The following is a 15,627-nucleotide window of genomic DNA, read 5'->3' on the forward strand; positions in this document are numbered from 1 at the left end:
GAAATGATGATTATGGAGAAGAAGCGGAAAATAATCAATGATCCGGTCTTCGGATTTATTAATATACCGAATGATTTTATATACAAAATTATTCAGCATCCTTTTATGCAACGCCTTAACCGGATTCGGCAACTGGGTCTGGCTGCGTTTGTATATCCCGGTGCACAGCATACCCGTTTCCACCATTCCATCGGGGCAATGTATCTGATGGATGAAGCGCTCAAAACATTGAAAGAAAAAGGACACCTTATCTCGAAAGAGGAAAGCGATGCAGCATTGGTGGCCATCCTGTTGCACGATATCGGGCATGGGCCTTTCTCTCATGTATTGGAACGAACGTTGGTCACGAATATCCATCATGAGACTATCTCGTTACTACTGATGAAACAGATGAACGTGGAATGGAAAGGTAAACTACAAACCGCGATTGATGTCTTTACTGATGCTTATTCCAAAAGTTTTCTTCATCAACTGGTAAGTGGGCAACTGGACGTGGATCGCCTCGATTACTTATGCCGCGACAGTTTTTTTACCGGAGTAGTGGAAGGTAATACCAGTTCTGCCCGTATCATTAAAATGTTGGATGTGAAAAATGATAAGTTGGTCGTTGAATCCAAAGGAATTTATTCCATAGAGAATTTCCTGATGTCACGTCGACTAATGTATTGGCAGGTCTACTTGCACAAAACAGCGGTGGCAGCAGAAAAGATGATGATCAACACACTCCGCCGTGCCAGAGAACTATCCTTAAAGGGTGAACAATTGTTTGCCTCTCCTGCCCTTTCCTATTTTCTGTGCAAAGAAAGCACGTTGTCCGATTTTGAAAATAATGGAGAAGCATTACATCATTTCGTCAATTTGGACGATAACGATATCTGGACCGCCCTGAAAGTATGGACGTCACATCCTGATACGGTACTATCAGTGCTCAGCAACGGAATGGTTAACCGAAAGCTATTCAAAATAGAAATTACTGAAAATGATGTCGATGAAGAAAGAGTATCGCATCTTGTCGATTTGTATATGACGAAATTTGGTGTTTCTGCCCATGAAGCATCCTATTTCTTTTCGTCGGATATGATGACTACCGATATGTATCGCGAAGAGGACGATAGCATCGGTATAATCTACAAGAACAGCGAAGTGAAAGATATCTCCAAGGCTTCGGATATGCTCAATATAGAGTTGTTATCGAAAAAGATACAAAAATATTATTTCGCCTATCTAAGAGACTAATACCCCATGATCTCTCCGTCATCAAGACTCTTGGTCACCCTTCTCCCTTGGCATTGGGTACAAAAAATGCTACTACGACACCGCCGATAAGGCCGAGTGATAAGATTACCCATCTCACAGCACCGGGGCCGACTACTACAAATGAAGAGAATAATACCATGATCGACATGAAAGTAATGATACCTACCTTGCCTTTGGGGGTAACTCCTTTCCTCCGCTGGTAGTTTCTGATACGGGGGCCAAGCACTTTATTGCTTAACAACCAGTTATATAATTTCGGAGAGCTTTTGGCATAAAGAAAGGCCGACAGGAGGGCCAAAGGCGTTGTCGGAAGTCCCGGTACCGCAATTCCCAGGATAGCAAGAGCAAGCGAGATGGTACCCCCGATAATATAAAGAGCACGTATAATCCTATTTTTTTTGATCTCCAACTGAACCTCTTTTTCGGAAAGAGTAAAAGTCGTATCCTGTGCAACGGGACGATCATGCAGATTTATATTTTTATCCATATAAGAAAGTCCTATAAGTCTTATTTAACCTAAAACACAAAGATAACAAAATAATCAGAAATATTATTTTTGTACTTCTCTTAATTTCCACTATCTTTGCAGTTATTGTTAAGGTTATAAAAAATCTGATTTAAATAATTTGTGATGGCTTCTACAGAGGGAATAAGAAAAAAGATCCGCCTACTTTTTGTTTGTCTTGGAAATATCTGCCGTTCACCGGCCGCCGAAGGTATTATGTCCGGTATAGTAGAGAAGAATGACCTGCGGGATGTAGTAGATGTGGACTCTGCGGGTACTTCGGGATGGCATGAAGGAGAGCTTCCGGATGAGCGTATGCGGTCGCATGGTGAAGGAAGAGGATACAATTTTAATAGTCGTGCCCGGAAATTCAAAAAATCAGATTTCGATGATTTCGATTATATTCTGGTAATGGACCTGCAGAATTTCGCCAATGTAAGAGCGATGGCTACGGGTCAGGAGCAAAAAGAGAAAATCCATATGATAACCGAGTTCTCCCGACAGTATGCCTATGACCATGTTCCAGACCCTTATTACGGCGGTGCATCGGGATTCGAACTGGTACTCGATCTGCTTGAAGATGCCTGTGAGGGATTATTACAAACGATCAAGAAGAGATATAATTTGGGCTAAAAATCTTTCTTCCGGATAAATAAAAAACGACCGATTTTTCTTCGGCCGTTTTTATTTTCCCTACTTTTGGGAAATTAATAAGTCATCTTAGGTTCTAGTTTTCCGGCCTCTTCAATCATCGCGGCGAGTTGCTCCAACGATGGAAGGCGACGAACCAATTTTTTGGCTTCGTTTACTTCCTGCATTTTAGCGTACAGGTTTTCAGCATTCCGGTTACGGAACTCTTTTACGGTGTCTACACCGGCAGCTTCCAATAGTTCCGAAAATTGCGAACCAACACCGTTAACACGGAAAAGGTCTGCATGATTGGTCCATCTCAAAATTAATTTTTCTTCAATGTCGGTTTCCTTCGCCAACGCCGAACGACCGGATTTAGCGGCACATTTTTCTAGTAAAGCTTCGGTAGTATTCACACCAGCTGCTCTCAATTTCTCACCATAAACGGGACCGATACCTTCGATCTCTTCAATTTTGTAAGACATACGAATAATTTTTTATAGGTTTATAAAATATAAATAATTTTCTACTCCAAATATAGGCATATCTTTAGAGTAACCTACCCAATGTGTGGAAAAAATACCTAACTTTCTATACTATATACAACGAACTGATAGATTCATTGTTACACACCCGCATAATGGAATTGGCGAACATTTCTGCTACGGAAAGGATTTTGACTTTCTCCGACTTTTGAGAATAGGGAATACTATCCGTAAAAATGATCTCCGTCAATTTCGATTGATCGACTCTCAATGATGCAGGATCCGACATCACCGCATGACTGGCAATGGCTCTCACCGAATTCGCGCCGTTTTCCATGATCAGATCAGCCGCCTTGGTAATGGTACCGGCAGTATCTACAATATCATCAATCAGCAGTACATCCATCCCCTGCACGTCCCCGATGATTTGCATATCCGAGATCTCGTTGGCTTTCTTCCTGAGTTTATAACAGATCACCATCGGACAACCGAGGAACTTGGAATAGGCACTGGCGCGCTTAGTCCCTCCCACGTCAGGAGTGGCAATCACCATATTGCTCAGGTCGAGTTGCTTAATATGCTCAATAAAAACGCCGGAGGCATAAAGATGATCTACCGGCACATCAAAAAATCCCTGGATCTGGTCGGCATGCAAATCCATGGTAATCAGCCGGCTGATTCCGGCGGCAGCCAGCATATCAGCAATCAGTTTTGCCCCTATGCTCACACGGGGTTTATCTTTCCTATCCTGCCTGGCCCATCCGAAATAAGGGATTACCGCCACAATGGATTTGGCTGACGCGCGTTTTGCCGCATCAATCATCAATAACAGCTCCATCAGGTTGTCAGAGTTGGGAAAAGTGGATTGTATGAGAAATACCTGTTTACCACGAATCGACTCTTCATAAGAAACAGCGAATTCACCGTCGGCAAAATGTTCAATAATCATATTACCCAATGGGCAACCCAGACTGTTACATACCTTTTCTGCGAAGTAGCGCGACTTCGTACCTGAAAAGATTTTAAATGGTTTCTCCTGCATTCTGTATAATTTTCTGAAAAAATATTTATTTGGATCTTGATATAATTCTTACATAACATTAAGTAAGCCGGGACAAAAGTAATAAAAATTTTGCGGATTCTAATAAAGGTTTATGCTTACGCCTCCCATAAATGTAGTACGGGGCATAGGATAGCCTGCCATTGTCTGGTACTTTTGCGCCAGCAGGTTGTCACCTTTCATAAAAAAATCAATCCATTCCCGTACTTTATAGGAAACACGTGCATCCACCAGCGTAAAATTGTCGGTCTGCACATCCTCTTTTTCCGCTATCAGATACAACTTATTTATCACCTGTGCGCCCAGGTCCAAAGAAAACCTGCCCGCCTTGTATGTCAGCCCCGCATATGCTTTATGGCGGGGAGCACCCGCGATCGGCTTATCCATATGAAGGTAACTGTAATTACCATGTAATTGTAAATCATTGATTATATTATATTTCAATGTAAACTCTATACCTTTATTGGTAAAGTCACCGACGTTCATGTTTTGTTGGTGTCCATCCACCTGTATGGGAGTAATGATATTATCGCCTGTGATATAATAAAAGGTTAATTCTGTTGTCATATGGTTTTCCAGTAGCCCCTGGGAAACAGTGAAATCATAACTCATACTTCTTTCCGGTAACAAATTTTCGTTGGCAATCATATACATATATAATTCACGCATATTCGGCGCACGAAACCCCTTGGATACGGAGAATTTCAGGTGTGTTTGTGTGGCCGCCCTATAGGATAAACCGACCTGTGGAACCCATTCGTTACCATATAATTTATGGTTTTCGAGCCTTATTCCGGCGTTTGCCATGCATGGTCCTATTTTCTGTTGCACAAACAGGTAACCTGCCACTTCATTCAATTTTATGTGGTCGACAAATTTTTCTGTTTCGGGATTACGGTAGGCATTCCCGCCATACAGTTTCACGTCAAATCCTCCCGTAACGGTATTTCCTGTGAAGGGATGAACAGACTGGTATATATTTACTCCACCCATATAATCGGTCGAACGGAATAAAAATGCCTGCGGATTGGCACCAGGAGTGTGGCCGTCGTTAATTTTGTGATTACCCCAATTGTAATAGAAGTTCATAGCCCCGTTTGTTCTTCCATAATTATTTTCGAAAGATAAACCACTCATTCCCCGTAGCACATCCGCCGTGGCATCCAGCAGCGGACTGTTTATGGTACCGGGATTCTGCGAATTGGCGTGGGCTATATTTACATTTCCGGTCACTCTCCATTGGTCTGAAAATTCATAACCTAATTTGGCATAACCCGCCCACATGTCGAAGCTTATATTTTTCCGATGACCGTCAGTTTTATCATAATTACCACTTAGCACAGCCGATAATTTTCCTTTCCGGTAACTATCTGTTAACGAATAACGTTGAGTCCCGTACGAACCGCCCATTAACCGTACGGACATATGATTGCCTTTTTCCTGTGCTTCGCGTGTAATGATATTTATCGCTCCACCCATTGCATTGGAGCCATATAAAATAGATGCGGCACCATGTGACACTTCTACCCGTTGTGCGTCTGAAGCTATGTAGGCATCAGCCACTGGATGTCCGAAGATTGTAGCGTATTGGGGATGCCCGTCGATAAGGATAAGCACACGCCCTGAACCGCCCGAAAGACCACGTAGGTTAATTCCTCCGGCAGCACCGCCGGATACGCCATATCCTGTGATGCCCCGTGACGTTATGAACAGGCCCGGAACATGTTTTGCAAGGACCGGCATCAGGTTGATTTCTTCACTTTGTTCAATCATTCCCCGTTGCACAACACTTACCGGCACCGGAAAAATATTACGTGAAACAGGTACACGGGTTCCCGTTACGATCACCTCGTCAAGATTATAATTTGTCGAATTCCCTATTGTATCGGGTACATACTGTCGAGCGTAAGTCCCCATTATAAATAGAAAAATGTTGAAAATCAAACTAAAATATCTTTTCATGGTGCAAAAATAGGAATATTAAAAGAATATACTATAAAAACGTTATCTTATAAATTTCGCCCGAACAGGAATTGACTGAAATTATGGGAAGTGTAGTATGATGGAAAGGCAATGATTCACTTTCTCTTTGCAATAAGGGCTGTAATATACCTTTTGCGGTTGGTACTGCTCCCAGAAAATCGAATGCATGCTGAGGAATAATCACCGTACAATCCTGTGCTTTATCATCGAAATTGGCTACAATCAAGATCAAATCTCTTTTGTCGCTGCGTAAAAATGCAAAGAGACGGGTAGAATCGAACTCCGGATTCCCGTAATTGGCCGGCATCAAATCATAGAAAAGTCCTTTAGCGAGTGCCGGTTCATTGTTACAGAGAGTAATCAGCCATTTGTAAAATTGGGCCAGTTCTTTCTCCCGGTCTGAAAGCAAGATATCATTCCACCGGCCGTCATTATTCCATCGTCGCAGGGTGTCTACCGACCAATAGTCGAAAATAGTGGTACGTCCATCCCGTCCACTGAAACCCTCTTCATCCATTCCCTTTTCACCAAACTCTTGCCCTGCATACACCATTACCGGATTGGTATTCACACAGCAAGAAACGATCATGGCAGCCATTCCCCTGCTTCCCGTTTTCAGGAAGAAATCCGATGCCAGTCGTTGTTCATCGTGATTCTCCATGAAGTTAAGCATCCTATGTTGGATATCTCCCACACTATTCAGGACGAAAGTGATATCGGAAGAAGGTTTGTAACCACAGGAAACATCACGTAGTATATCATACAATCCCACCTTGTCATAGAGATAATCGAACACATTATCAGCCAGAAAATTGCGGTAGGCAGATGGATTATATATCTCTGCCAGGAAGAGGATACCGGTAAATTTTTGCTTTACCTGCGGGATAGCCCACCGCCAGAATGCCAAGGGCACCATCTCTGCCATATCACAGCGGAAGCCATCTATTCCCTTTTCAGCCCAGTAAAGGAGAATATCCTTCATTTTTATCCAAGTATCAGGTATGGGATCGAAATGCTCCTGTTTTCCCCTCAGGTAGTCCACACCGTAATTGAGTTTCACTGTTTCATACCAGTCAAATTGAGTCGGCCTGTGCGAAAAGCAGTCGTTGCCGGTCGCTTTTGCCGGGAATTCTCTATAGGAGGAGTGGGTCTCTTTTTTATGAGAGGTTTGTATTTCCAGCGACTGTCCGGGAATATAATAGTAATTGTTTTTTTGGGAAAAAGCCAATGAATTGTTGTCTCCTTCCCCAAAATCCTTTGTTTCCTGCGGTTTATTGAGCGAACGGTAATTCCTGGCCACATGATTGGGTATATTATCGATAATCATTTTCAAGCCGGCAGCATGTGTTCGTCGGATCAGTGCTTCAAACTCAGCCATCCTTTCCTGCACATTCACCGCCAGATCGGGATCCACATCATAGTAATCCCGCACAGCATAAGGTGAACCTGCTTTGCCTTTGATAATTTCCGGATATTCTTCCGGCAATCCGTAGTCGGTATAATTCGTGACGGAAGCATGAGCCAATATACCAATATACCAGATATGTGTATAACCGTTTGCTTTTATTGCATATAATACCTTATCGGAGATGTCATTGAATTTTCCACTCCCATTTTCTTCAATGGTTCCATTTTTTTTATTGGCAGTAATCCTGTTACCGAATAAGCGGGGCAATAGCTGATAGATAAACAGTTTCTGGTTCATTATATCTATGGAATTTCCGGATTTGACAATTACATCCATCCTTTGACGCGATCGATCTGACCACGTATCTGTTTTGTCAGTTCATAATGTCTGTGGCATTTCCTTACCACTTCCCATGATTCCTTCTTGCTCATCGCTAAAGCGGCACAATGATATCCAGCATCCATGATTTTTATCTGATTCTGCAGGTCGAACATGGAAAATTTTTCTATTCCTTCCGTCTCGATAAGTATGTCGCAGTATGCCTTATCAATCAACGTATTGGAATTGGACATCAAGTTGAACGTCCGTTCCATCATCCTGCGGATATTATTTTTTTCCGGCGCCGGGAGGATCAGGGAGACATTCACGCCGATTACATATTTGCATTTCTTTCGAATGACCGAAACAGGAAAATTCTTTAGTAATCCTCCATCTACATAAGGCACGCCATGGATTATCTGTGGATAGAATACAATGGGAACGGAACAGGAGGCAACGACAGCATCCACCAAGTCATCGCCATTGGAGAATATAACAGTAGCTGCTCTGTCCCAGTCGGTTGTAACTGCATAAAAAGGTATCTGCAACTCCTCAAAGCGTTTAGCCCTCAGGTTTCTCTTGAGGAAATTGTGCAGTCCCGTACTTTTAAAGAATCCGGAAGTGGGTAACGTGAATTCTACAAACTCACGAAACTCTTTCCTGTGGAACAACTCTACAATCTCATCAGGATGGTAACCATCAGCATAAAAAACCCCGGCAAGTGCCCCGGCACTGGTACCGGCTATTACATCCGGTTTCAATCCGCATTTCTCCAATATCTTCAGTGCACCCAGATGGGCAAAACCTTTGGCTCCGCCGCCACTCAGAGCATACCCTAAAAAATGATCGTAACTTTTACTGAAAACAGCCATACTTTTGTCTCCTTTCTAACGTTTTGTACTACAAATATGATATTTTTTTTTGACTATTTCATCTCTCATTTCCCGCATGGTTTTGCCCAATACCGGATGGACAAGGTCGGGTGCAATTTCACACAGAGGATCCAGCACAAAAGAACGGTTGTGAAATCGCGGATGCGGTAAAATCAGTTCCGGTGTGTCAATCACCCGGTCACCGGCCAATATCAGATCAATATCGATAAGCCTGTCCGTATAATATCCATTTTTAGTTTTCCCATGTCTCCCAATCTCTTTTTCAATTAATTGCGTAGTAGCGAATAGATCGTAAATATTCACAGAAGTAAGTACTTCGCATACGCAGTTGGCAAAAATATTGTCCGATTGGAAGCCAATAGGGGCTGTTAAGTAAAAAGCGGAAAGGGCTGTAATATTCCCAATCCGCTCCTCTATCCTGTCCAATGCTTCTTCGATATTTTTCTGCTTATCTCCCAGATTAGACCCTAATGCTAAATAAATAATATATTCATTCTCTTCGCTCATATTGTTCACTTCGTGTTCGGCTTCGCTGTTATTCAATTTAATAGTTATCCGGTTGCATTACATGCGGAACCGGATAACTATCGAATTATCAATCTACAATGAGCATTGCGTCACCATATGCCCCAAAGGAATATTTCTCTTTAATAGCTTCTTCGTAAGCACTCATCACCTTTTCATATCCACCGAATGCACAAGCCATCATCAGCAATGTGGAATAAGGAAGGTGGAAATTCGTAATCAGGCTATTGTTGAGCGTGAAATCATAGGGTGGAAAAATGAACTTATTGGTCCAGCCATCTTTCGGTTTCAGGTGCCCGTCCGTACTTACGGTGGTTTCTATTGCCCGAAGAACGGATGTACCAACTGCGCAGATATTTTTACCTTCGTCTTTGGCATTGTTTACCCTTTCGCACAATTCCCCCGTAATGACCATCTGTTCCGATTCCATCTTGTGTTTCGTCAGGTCTTCCACATCAATCATCCTATAAGCTCCCAGACCGTTATGAAGGGTAAGGTAGCCGAAATCAATATCCCGGATTTCCATCCTCTTCATCAATTCACGGCTGAAATGCAGACCGGCAGCGGGGGCAACTACCGCTCCTTCATGCTGGGCGAATATATTCTGGTATCTCTCCACATCTTCAGGCTCGGCATCCCGTTCCAGATATTCAGGGATGGGTGTTTCGCCAATAGAAAATAACTGGCTCTTGAATTCATCATAGGGACCGTCATAGAGAAACCGCAATGTACGTCCACGGGAAGTGGTATTATCGATCACCTCGGCCACCAACTCTTCATTTTCTCCAAAATAGAGTTTATTGCCGATACGGATCTTACGTGCCGGATTGACTAACACATCCCATAGATGCTGTTCTGCATTTAACTCCCTCAATAAAAAAACCTCTATCTTCGCCCCCGTCTTTTCTTTATTCCCGAATAACCTTGCCGGAAATACTTTTGTATCGTTAAAAACAAAAAAATCTCCTTTATCGAAGTAATCTAATACCTCTTTAAAAGTTTTATGTTCCAGTGCATCCGATTTTCTGTGCACTACCAATAGCCGGGACTCATCGCGATGCACCGCAGGGTATTTCGCAATAAACTCATCCGGTAAATTAAATTTAAATTGAGAAAGCTTCATAAATAAAAAAATCCTGTATCAATTATATTTGTATATTATTTTCCAAAAACCAATCTATATCCTCCATTTGCAGGCAGTCCGCCACAGTGATATCCCCCACCCTCGTACGCCGTAATCCGGTAAGGTGCGCCCCACTACCAAGTGCAACTCCAATATCCCTTGCCAGCGCCCTTATATAGGTGCCTTTGCTGCATACCACACGAATAGTGATATCAGGTAAATCACAAGAAGTTAATTCGACATCCTCTATAACCAATATTTTGGGTTTTAGTTCAATATCTTCATTTTTACGGGCCAGTTCATACGCTCTTTTCCCATCGACCTTGACAGCTGAAAAAATTGGCGGCACCTGCTCTATAGTACCCGTAAAGCGTTGCAATACCTTTTCTACCGCAGCCTTGTGGATATGTGCGATAGGATATTCTGCATCAATTTCTGTTTCGAGGTCAAATGATGGGGTCGTTGCTCCGAGCCGGATCTCCGCAATATATTCTTTTGTTCCGGCCTGCAAGGATTCGATAAGTTTTGTCTTTCTCCCTGTACAAAGAATCATTACCCCTGTAGCCAAAGGATCGAGCGTTCCCGCATGCCCCACCTTCAATTTCTTTATTCCCAACTGCCGGCACAACTTTGCACGGACAACATTCACCACCCGGAAGGAAGTCCAGTGAAGCGGTTTATCAATATAAATAATCTCACCTTCAATAAAATCCATACTTTTTATACCATGCTAAGGCTCACCCCTGAGAAGATCAGGACTAGCAATATGGTCCCTACGATAATACGGTATACACCAAACGCCTTGAACCCATAGCGGGTAAGAAAATCAATAAAAAACCGGATGGCAAGGATTGCCACACCAAATGCCACAACGTTACCAATCACAAGCAACCCGATATTATCTTTCAACATTTCGGTGCTGATCGGATCTTTCAATAATTGATACAACTTATAACCAGCTGCTGCTGCCATGGTGGGCACCGCCAGGAAAAACGAGAATTCAGCGGCATTCTTGCGGGTGAGTTTGGTACTCATTCCTCCCACTATGGTGGCCATTGAACGCGATACACCGGGAATCATGGCGATACACTGAAAAAAGCCAATAGTAACAGCTCTTCTCCATCCTATCGATTGATCTTGCGATGGTTTGTTGAACCATTTGTCGACGAAGAGCATCAAAATACCACCCACAACCAACATCGATGCTACCACTGTCACATTTTCAAGGAGTGCATCGATTTGATCACCAAACAATAATCCTATCACACCGGCCGGAATGACAGCAATGAATAATTTCCAGTAAAAATCAAAATTATGAAAGAACCGTTCCCAGTAAAGCACCACTACCGATAAAATAGCACCCAACTGAATAATTACCGTAAATGCTCTCACAAAACTGGTGCTCTCTATTCCCAGAAGAGCCTGTGTGATAATCATATGTCCGGTGGACGATACCGGCAGAAACTCGGTGAGTCCCTCAACAATTGCAATAATAATTGCCTCTAATATGCTCATAAATAATATATTTGTCAGTATTTGCTGATAAAACTATTTTTCCGGCTTGTTCTTTTTTTCTTTGGAAGGATATAATATACCCACCACCATCAATACAAATCCGGCAAGACAAACCACGGGTGCCACTTTTATACGCCTGGCGCTGAAAATATCGGGTTCAAATCCGTTCTCGAAAGTGGTGGCCGGCCCCGTCATCAGGATAAAACCGGCAATAATAAGAAGAATGGCAATACCACAGATAATCAGGTTTCTTTTACCTAAAGCAATACTTTTTTGAGACATATCAAGTTATAATTTTTTATACATAATACAGTTGTTCAGACCTCATCTTTACATACCGGTTTACTGCAAAAGCGGTAGATATGGTAGATATAATTACACCCAGTAAAACAACGATAGAGAATATAATAATCATATCTGCCATGCCGATAATCGATTTTATTTCACTATACTCCTTACTGAAATACGTAATGATCGCGAAGATGATCAGGTCTGCCAAAATCCCCGCGATGATCCCTGTAAAAATATTATTTACCACAAACGGTTTTCTGATAAAACCATCAGTTGCCCCCACTAATTTCATCGTATTGATGAGAAATCGTTTCGAGTAGACGCTCAATCTGATCGTATTACGGATAAGCGTAAATGAAATCAACAGAAGTATGGCGGCAAGTATCAACAGGATAGTCGTCACTTTCGAGAGATTATTATTGATAAGATCGATGGCTTCCTGTTGGTATAACAGGTCCGTCACATTGCTCTCCTGCCTGATTATGGCATTGATCATTGCAATACTGTCGCTGTTGGCATATTCCGAATGAAGAAAGATTTCAATACAGTCTTGTGCCGGATTATACCCCAACAGTTCTTCGGGGTCTTCACCCAAATCCCTGATCAATTGCTCTTTCGCTTCCTCCTTACTGATAAACCGCGATGATCTCACAAAAGGTTGTGCGTCCAGGTTCTTCCTGATCTTTGTGACTGCGGCGTCTGTCACATCCATGGAAAGCATCACATTGAAACTCATATTTTCTTTCACAAACCGCGACAGGCCGTTTCCCATAAAAAGGATCAGGATGGTAATCCCCAACAGCACCAATACCAGCGAAATGCTGATGGTAGACGTGATCTTAGCGTTCAAGAACCGTGCTGTGGAGACCTTTTTTTTGCCAGCCATATGAGTTACAGATAGTGAGTATATAAACAGTGCAAAATACTATTTTCCAAATAAATTGCAAAGTAATAAAAATTATCGGAGAATAAGAGGTGAATGTAAAAACATTAAGTTCTTTTCACTAACATGGATTTCATAATCCACTTTTCATTTTTAATTTTTTACTTTTAATCCCAACTCTTCCGCTTTTTCCAACATAAACCGGAATGCTGCTTCGCGTTCATTCGGAATTTCACCTTCTAATATCGCCTCCTTAATGGTCGATTTTAGTAAACCGATCTCCCTACATTGTGGAAGTCCGAATATCTCCATGATTTCATTACCGTCTATCGGAGGCTGGAAGTTACGTACCCGGTCTTTCTCCTCGATCTCTTGCAGTTTTCTCCGCACGATCTTGAAATTATTCAGAAAGCGTCGTACCTTTTCAGGATTTTTTGACGTGATATCCGCCTCACAGAGTGTCATCAGGTCGTCTATACCGTCTCCGGCATCAAAAAGCAGCCGGCGCACCGCCGAGTCGGTCACCTCTTCCTCCACCAGTTGCATGGGCCGCATGTGGAGCGATACCATTTTCTGGACATATTTCATTTTTTCATTCTGTGGCAGCTTCAATCGCCTGAATATTTTGGGTACCATCTTCTCACCTATATAATTATGGTTATGGAAAGTCCATCCCAATTTCGGGTCCCATCTTTTGGTGGCGGGTTTTGCAATATCGTGGAGAATAGCCGCCCAGCGCAACCAGAGGTTATCCGTCTGCCGTGAGATATTGTCCAGCACGGTGAGTGTATGGTAAAAATTATCTTTATGCCCTACCCCGTCTTTAGTTTCGGCACCCTTCAGTGCGGTTAATTCGGGAAAGATGACATCGAGTATTCCAGTTTTTTCCAATAGGATAAAACCGACGGATGGCTTGGGAGACAAGATGATCTTGTTAAGCTCATCCACCACCCTTTCCATCGAGACAATGCCGATCCGTTCGTTATTTCTTTTGATCGCATCAAAAGTATCGGGATAGATGTCAAAGCCCAGTTGGGTAGCGAACCGTATGGCACGCATCATCCGCAGGGGATCATCACTGAAAGTGATATCCGGGTCGAGCGGCGTGCGGATAATCAGGTCTTCCAGGTCCTGCATCCCGTTAAAAGGATCCAACAACTCGCCGAACCGGTCTTTGTTCAGGCAGAAAGCCATTGCGTTGATGGTAAAGTCACGCCGTTTCTGGTCGTCCTCCAGCGTACCATCCTCTACGATCGGTTTTCGGGAATCCAGGCGGTAAGACTCTTTCCTGGCACCTACAAATTCAATTTCATACTCCTTGTATTTTATCTGAGCGGTACCAAAATTTTTAAAGACAGAAATCCGGCTTTTTTTTCCCAATTTATCCGACACCGCCTTCGCCAGGTCAATCCCCTGTCCGACCGCCACCACATCGATATCTTTCGACGGGCGGTAGAGAAAAAAATCACGCACATAACCGCCGATGAGGTAACATCGAAGTCCCATCTCATCGGCAATTTCCGAAATCAATTTGAATATTTTCCTGTCTAAATGCGTCAGTATATCCTCCCGCGGTACTTCTATCATATATATTCCAAATTGTATATCAACATATTCTTTCAACCAAAGTTATTACATCACAGCGTCTTATCTGTTACGAATTGCAAAATTACAATAATTGTGCTTTAAAACCGCCTTTAAAAGGAATATATTCGTAATTTTGTAAAGTGTAAACAGGTGGGAGGATAACCTCCCGCATACATAAAATGCTATTATTGAAATGCGTTTTTCTACTAAAACCACAGTGCTATTCTTCTCTTCATTGCTCCTGATTTCCTGCGCGGGAAATAAAGGAGCCAAAGAGTATCTTTCCGATGCCGGGAAGGCATATCAGGAAGGGAACTATTCATTGGCTAAATTAAAGATAGACAGCATTAAAATACTTTTTCCTAAATCTTTTGATGAGATCAATGCTGGGTTTGCGCTAATGCAGGAAATACGGATGGCAGAAAACCGGAGAAACATTGTCTATTGTGACTCCATGCTGCAGGAAAAGTATGTGGAACTTAAAGGGATGCTTACCCGGTTTGAATATATACGGGATGAGCGTTATCAGGAGTTCGGCGATTATTATCCCAAGTCCTATTCCTATCACTCTTCTTTAAACCAAAACAGTCTCCGCTCGGGTGTACGCGAGAAAGGGATACTTTTTATAGAAAGTATACTTTCCGGGAGCGCCATAAAGCATAACAAGATAAGGGTAAGCACCCAAGATGGTAATTTTGCGGAAACGCTTGCCGTGACCTCCGACGGATTGAATTACCGCTTTAACACACTCGATAAATCTTATGAAATTGTCCGTTACAGCGGTAATAGTGAAAATGGAGTTGCGAGTTTTATTTATACATTCCGTGACCAACCGATCTCCCTTCAGTTTGTCGGTAACCGTACCATTACCGTCACCATGCCCACTGCCGCAAAAAAAGGAGTCAGCGATTCCTTTGAGCTCTCTGCCCTCCTGCTCGATATTGAGCAACTGAAAATGGAAAAGGAGAAAAGCGAAGCGTTAATCAGGTATTTAGAGAGTAAGAAACAGTGAGTGGTCCCCCCTTCTTTTTTAAATTTATCAAACAAAATACAAATTAAAACACTATCTTTGTACCGAATTTTGGTGTCATTCACTTCAACGGCTTCGAAATGAATGATGAAAAGGGAATCAGGTGTAAATCCTGAACAGACCCGCTGCTGTAA

At 42.6% G+C, this 15,627-nt stretch carries 16 protein-coding genes and 1 riboswitch (1 of these 17 only partly in view); of the genes, 3 read left to right on the forward strand and 13 right to left on the reverse strand.

The features are described from left to right. The first annotated feature begins 12 nt into the window (after positions 1-12). On the forward strand, positions 13-1,236 hold the full coding sequence (locus tag B4G81_RS02715; RefSeq protein WP_294079794.1) for an HD domain-containing protein: 1,224 nt from the start codon (positions 13-15) through the stop codon (positions 1,234-1,236). Positions 1,237-1,270: 34 nt separating this feature from the next. Here B4G81_RS02715 and B4G81_RS02720 read toward each other — a convergent pair whose 3' ends face one another. Further along, positions 1,271-1,642 (reverse strand): YbaN family protein, encoded by a 372-nt coding sequence (locus tag B4G81_RS02720; protein ID WP_414703153.1) that lies wholly within the window; start codon positions 1,640-1,642, stop codon positions 1,271-1,273. A gap of 246 nt (positions 1,643-1,888) precedes the next feature. On the opposite strand from B4G81_RS02720, the gene B4G81_RS02725 reads away from it, so the two are divergent. Next, positions 1,889-2,395 (forward strand): low molecular weight protein-tyrosine-phosphatase, encoded by a 507-nt coding sequence (locus B4G81_RS02725; protein ID WP_294079796.1) that lies wholly within the window; start codon positions 1,889-1,891, stop codon positions 2,393-2,395. Between the two features lie 74 nt (positions 2,396-2,469). On the opposite strand, the gene B4G81_RS02730 is transcribed toward B4G81_RS02725, so the two are convergent. The 12 genes from B4G81_RS02730 to B4G81_RS02785 all read right to left on the reverse strand — a co-directional run bounded on the left by B4G81_RS02730 (position 2,470) and on the right by B4G81_RS02785 (position 14,463). After that, positions 2,470-2,877 (reverse strand): DUF4332 domain-containing protein, encoded by a 408-nt coding sequence (locus B4G81_RS02730; protein ID WP_294079798.1) that lies wholly within the window; start codon positions 2,875-2,877, stop codon positions 2,470-2,472. Between the two features lie 106 nt (positions 2,878-2,983). Beyond that, positions 2,984-3,919, reverse strand: a complete 936-nt coding sequence (locus B4G81_RS02735) for a ribose-phosphate pyrophosphokinase (RefSeq protein WP_294079799.1) — start codon at positions 3,917-3,919, stop codon at positions 2,984-2,986. Between the two features lie 99 nt (positions 3,920-4,018). Then, entirely contained in the window at positions 4,019-5,854 is a 1,836-nt protein-coding gene (locus B4G81_RS02740; RefSeq protein ID WP_294079800.1) for a TonB-dependent receptor plug domain-containing protein, read from the reverse strand. A 76-nt stretch (positions 5,855-5,930) separates the two neighbouring features. Beyond that, positions 5,931-7,625, reverse strand: a complete 1,695-nt coding sequence (locus B4G81_RS02745; RefSeq protein WP_414703154.1) for an alpha-amylase family protein — start codon at positions 7,623-7,625, stop codon at positions 5,931-5,933. A gap of 29 nt (positions 7,626-7,654) precedes the next feature. Continuing rightward, complete coding sequence (locus B4G81_RS02750) at positions 7,655-8,518, reverse strand: patatin-like phospholipase family protein (RefSeq protein ID WP_294079804.1); 864 nt, start codon at positions 8,516-8,518, stop codon at positions 7,655-7,657. A 15-nt stretch (positions 8,519-8,533) separates the two neighbouring features. Continuing rightward, entirely contained in the window at positions 8,534-9,046 is a 513-nt protein-coding gene (gene folK / locus B4G81_RS02755; protein WP_294079862.1) for a 2-amino-4-hydroxy-6-hydroxymethyldihydropteridine diphosphokinase, read from the reverse strand. Positions 9,047-9,134: 88 nt separating this feature from the next. Beyond that, positions 9,135-10,187 carry a tRNA preQ1(34) S-adenosylmethionine ribosyltransferase-isomerase QueA gene (queA, locus tag B4G81_RS02760; protein WP_294079805.1) on the reverse strand — a complete coding sequence of 351 codons (1,053 nt, stop codon included), beginning with the start codon at positions 10,185-10,187 and terminating at the stop codon, positions 9,135-9,137. Positions 10,188-10,209: 22 nt separating this feature from the next. Next, on the reverse strand, positions 10,210-10,902 hold the full coding sequence (gene truB, locus B4G81_RS02765) for a tRNA pseudouridine(55) synthase TruB (protein ID WP_294079807.1): 693 nt from the start codon (positions 10,900-10,902) through the stop codon (positions 10,210-10,212). 5 nt (positions 10,903-10,907) lie between these two features. Next, the gene (locus B4G81_RS02770) at positions 10,908-11,702 is read right to left on the reverse strand and encodes an undecaprenyl-diphosphate phosphatase (RefSeq protein ID WP_294079809.1); all 795 of its coding nucleotides are present in this window, start codon (positions 11,700-11,702) and stop codon (positions 10,908-10,910) included. 33 nt (positions 11,703-11,735) lie between these two features. Beyond that, positions 11,736-11,984: a DUF3098 domain-containing protein gene (locus B4G81_RS02775; RefSeq protein WP_294079814.1), complete on the reverse strand. Its 249-nt coding sequence runs from the start codon at positions 11,982-11,984 to the stop codon at positions 11,736-11,738. A gap of 16 nt (positions 11,985-12,000) precedes the next feature. Continuing rightward, a complete protein-coding gene (locus tag B4G81_RS02780) occupies positions 12,001-12,879 on the reverse strand; it encodes a cell division protein FtsX (RefSeq protein WP_294079817.1) in 879 nt (292 codons plus the stop codon). Between the two features lie 150 nt (positions 12,880-13,029). Beyond that, positions 13,030-14,463, reverse strand: coding sequence for a CCA tRNA nucleotidyltransferase (locus B4G81_RS02785; protein WP_414703151.1), 1,434 nt, complete (start codon positions 14,461-14,463; stop codon positions 13,030-13,032). 193 nt (positions 14,464-14,656) lie between these two features. Between B4G81_RS02785 and B4G81_RS02790 the strand changes: the two genes are divergently transcribed. Next, on the forward strand, positions 14,657-15,475 hold the full coding sequence (locus B4G81_RS02790) for a hypothetical protein (RefSeq protein ID WP_294079819.1): 819 nt from the start codon (positions 14,657-14,659) through the stop codon (positions 15,473-15,475). Between the two features lie 53 nt (positions 15,476-15,528). Then, positions 15,529-15,627: riboswitch (cobalamin riboswitch) on the forward strand; it runs 261 nt beyond the window's last position.

Origin of the sequence: Proteiniphilum sp. UBA5384, from assembly GCF_002410825.1 — a bacterium.
GTDB lineage: Bacteria > Bacteroidota > Bacteroidia > Bacteroidales > Dysgonomonadaceae > Proteiniphilum.

Coding starts and splice junctions, on each gene's coding strand:
- B4G81_RS02715 (WP_294079794.1), top strand. CDS start 13: ATGGAGAAGAAGCGGAAAATAATCAATGATCCGGTCTTCGGATTTATT.
- B4G81_RS02725 (WP_294079796.1), top strand. CDS start 1,889: ATGGCTTCTACAGAGGGAATAAGAAAAAAGATCCGCCTACTTTTTGTT.
- B4G81_RS02730 (WP_294079798.1), bottom strand. CDS start 2,877: ATGTCTTACAAAATTGAAGAGATCGAAGGTATCGGTCCCGTTTATGGT.
- B4G81_RS02735 (WP_294079799.1), bottom strand. CDS start 3,919: ATGCAGGAGAAACCATTTAAAATCTTTTCAGGTACGAAGTCGCGCTAC.
- B4G81_RS02740 (WP_294079800.1), bottom strand. CDS start 5,854: ATGGGGACTTACGCTCGACAGTATGTACCCGATACAATAGGGAATTCG.
- B4G81_RS02745 (WP_414703154.1), bottom strand. CDS start 7,625: ATGAACCAGAAACTGTTTATCTATCAGCTATTGCCCCGCTTATTCGGT.
- B4G81_RS02750 (WP_294079804.1), bottom strand. CDS start 8,518: ATGGCTGTTTTCAGTAAAAGTTACGATCATTTTTTAGGGTATGCTCTG.
- folK (WP_294079862.1), bottom strand. CDS start 9,046: ATGAGCGAAGAGAATGAATATATTATTTATTTAGCATTAGGGTCTAAT.
- queA (WP_294079805.1), bottom strand. CDS start 10,187: ATGAAGCTTTCTCAATTTAAATTTAATTTACCGGATGAGTTTATTGCG.
- truB (WP_294079807.1), bottom strand. CDS start 10,902: ATGGATTTTATTGAAGGTGAGATTATTTATATTGATAAACCGCTTCAC.
- B4G81_RS02770 (WP_294079809.1), bottom strand. CDS start 11,702: ATGAGCATATTAGAGGCAATTATTATTGCAATTGTTGAGGGACTCACC.
- B4G81_RS02775 (WP_294079814.1), bottom strand. CDS start 11,984: ATGTCTCAAAAAAGTATTGCTTTAGGTAAAAGAAACCTGATTATCTGT.
- B4G81_RS02780 (WP_294079817.1), bottom strand. CDS start 12,879: ATGGCTGGCAAAAAAAAGGTCTCCACAGCACGGTTCTTGAACGCTAAG.
- B4G81_RS02785 (WP_414703151.1), bottom strand. CDS start 14,463: ATGATAGAAGTACCGCGGGAGGATATACTGACGCATTTAGACAGGAAA.
- B4G81_RS02790 (WP_294079819.1), top strand. CDS start 14,657: ATGCGTTTTTCTACTAAAACCACAGTGCTATTCTTCTCTTCATTGCTC.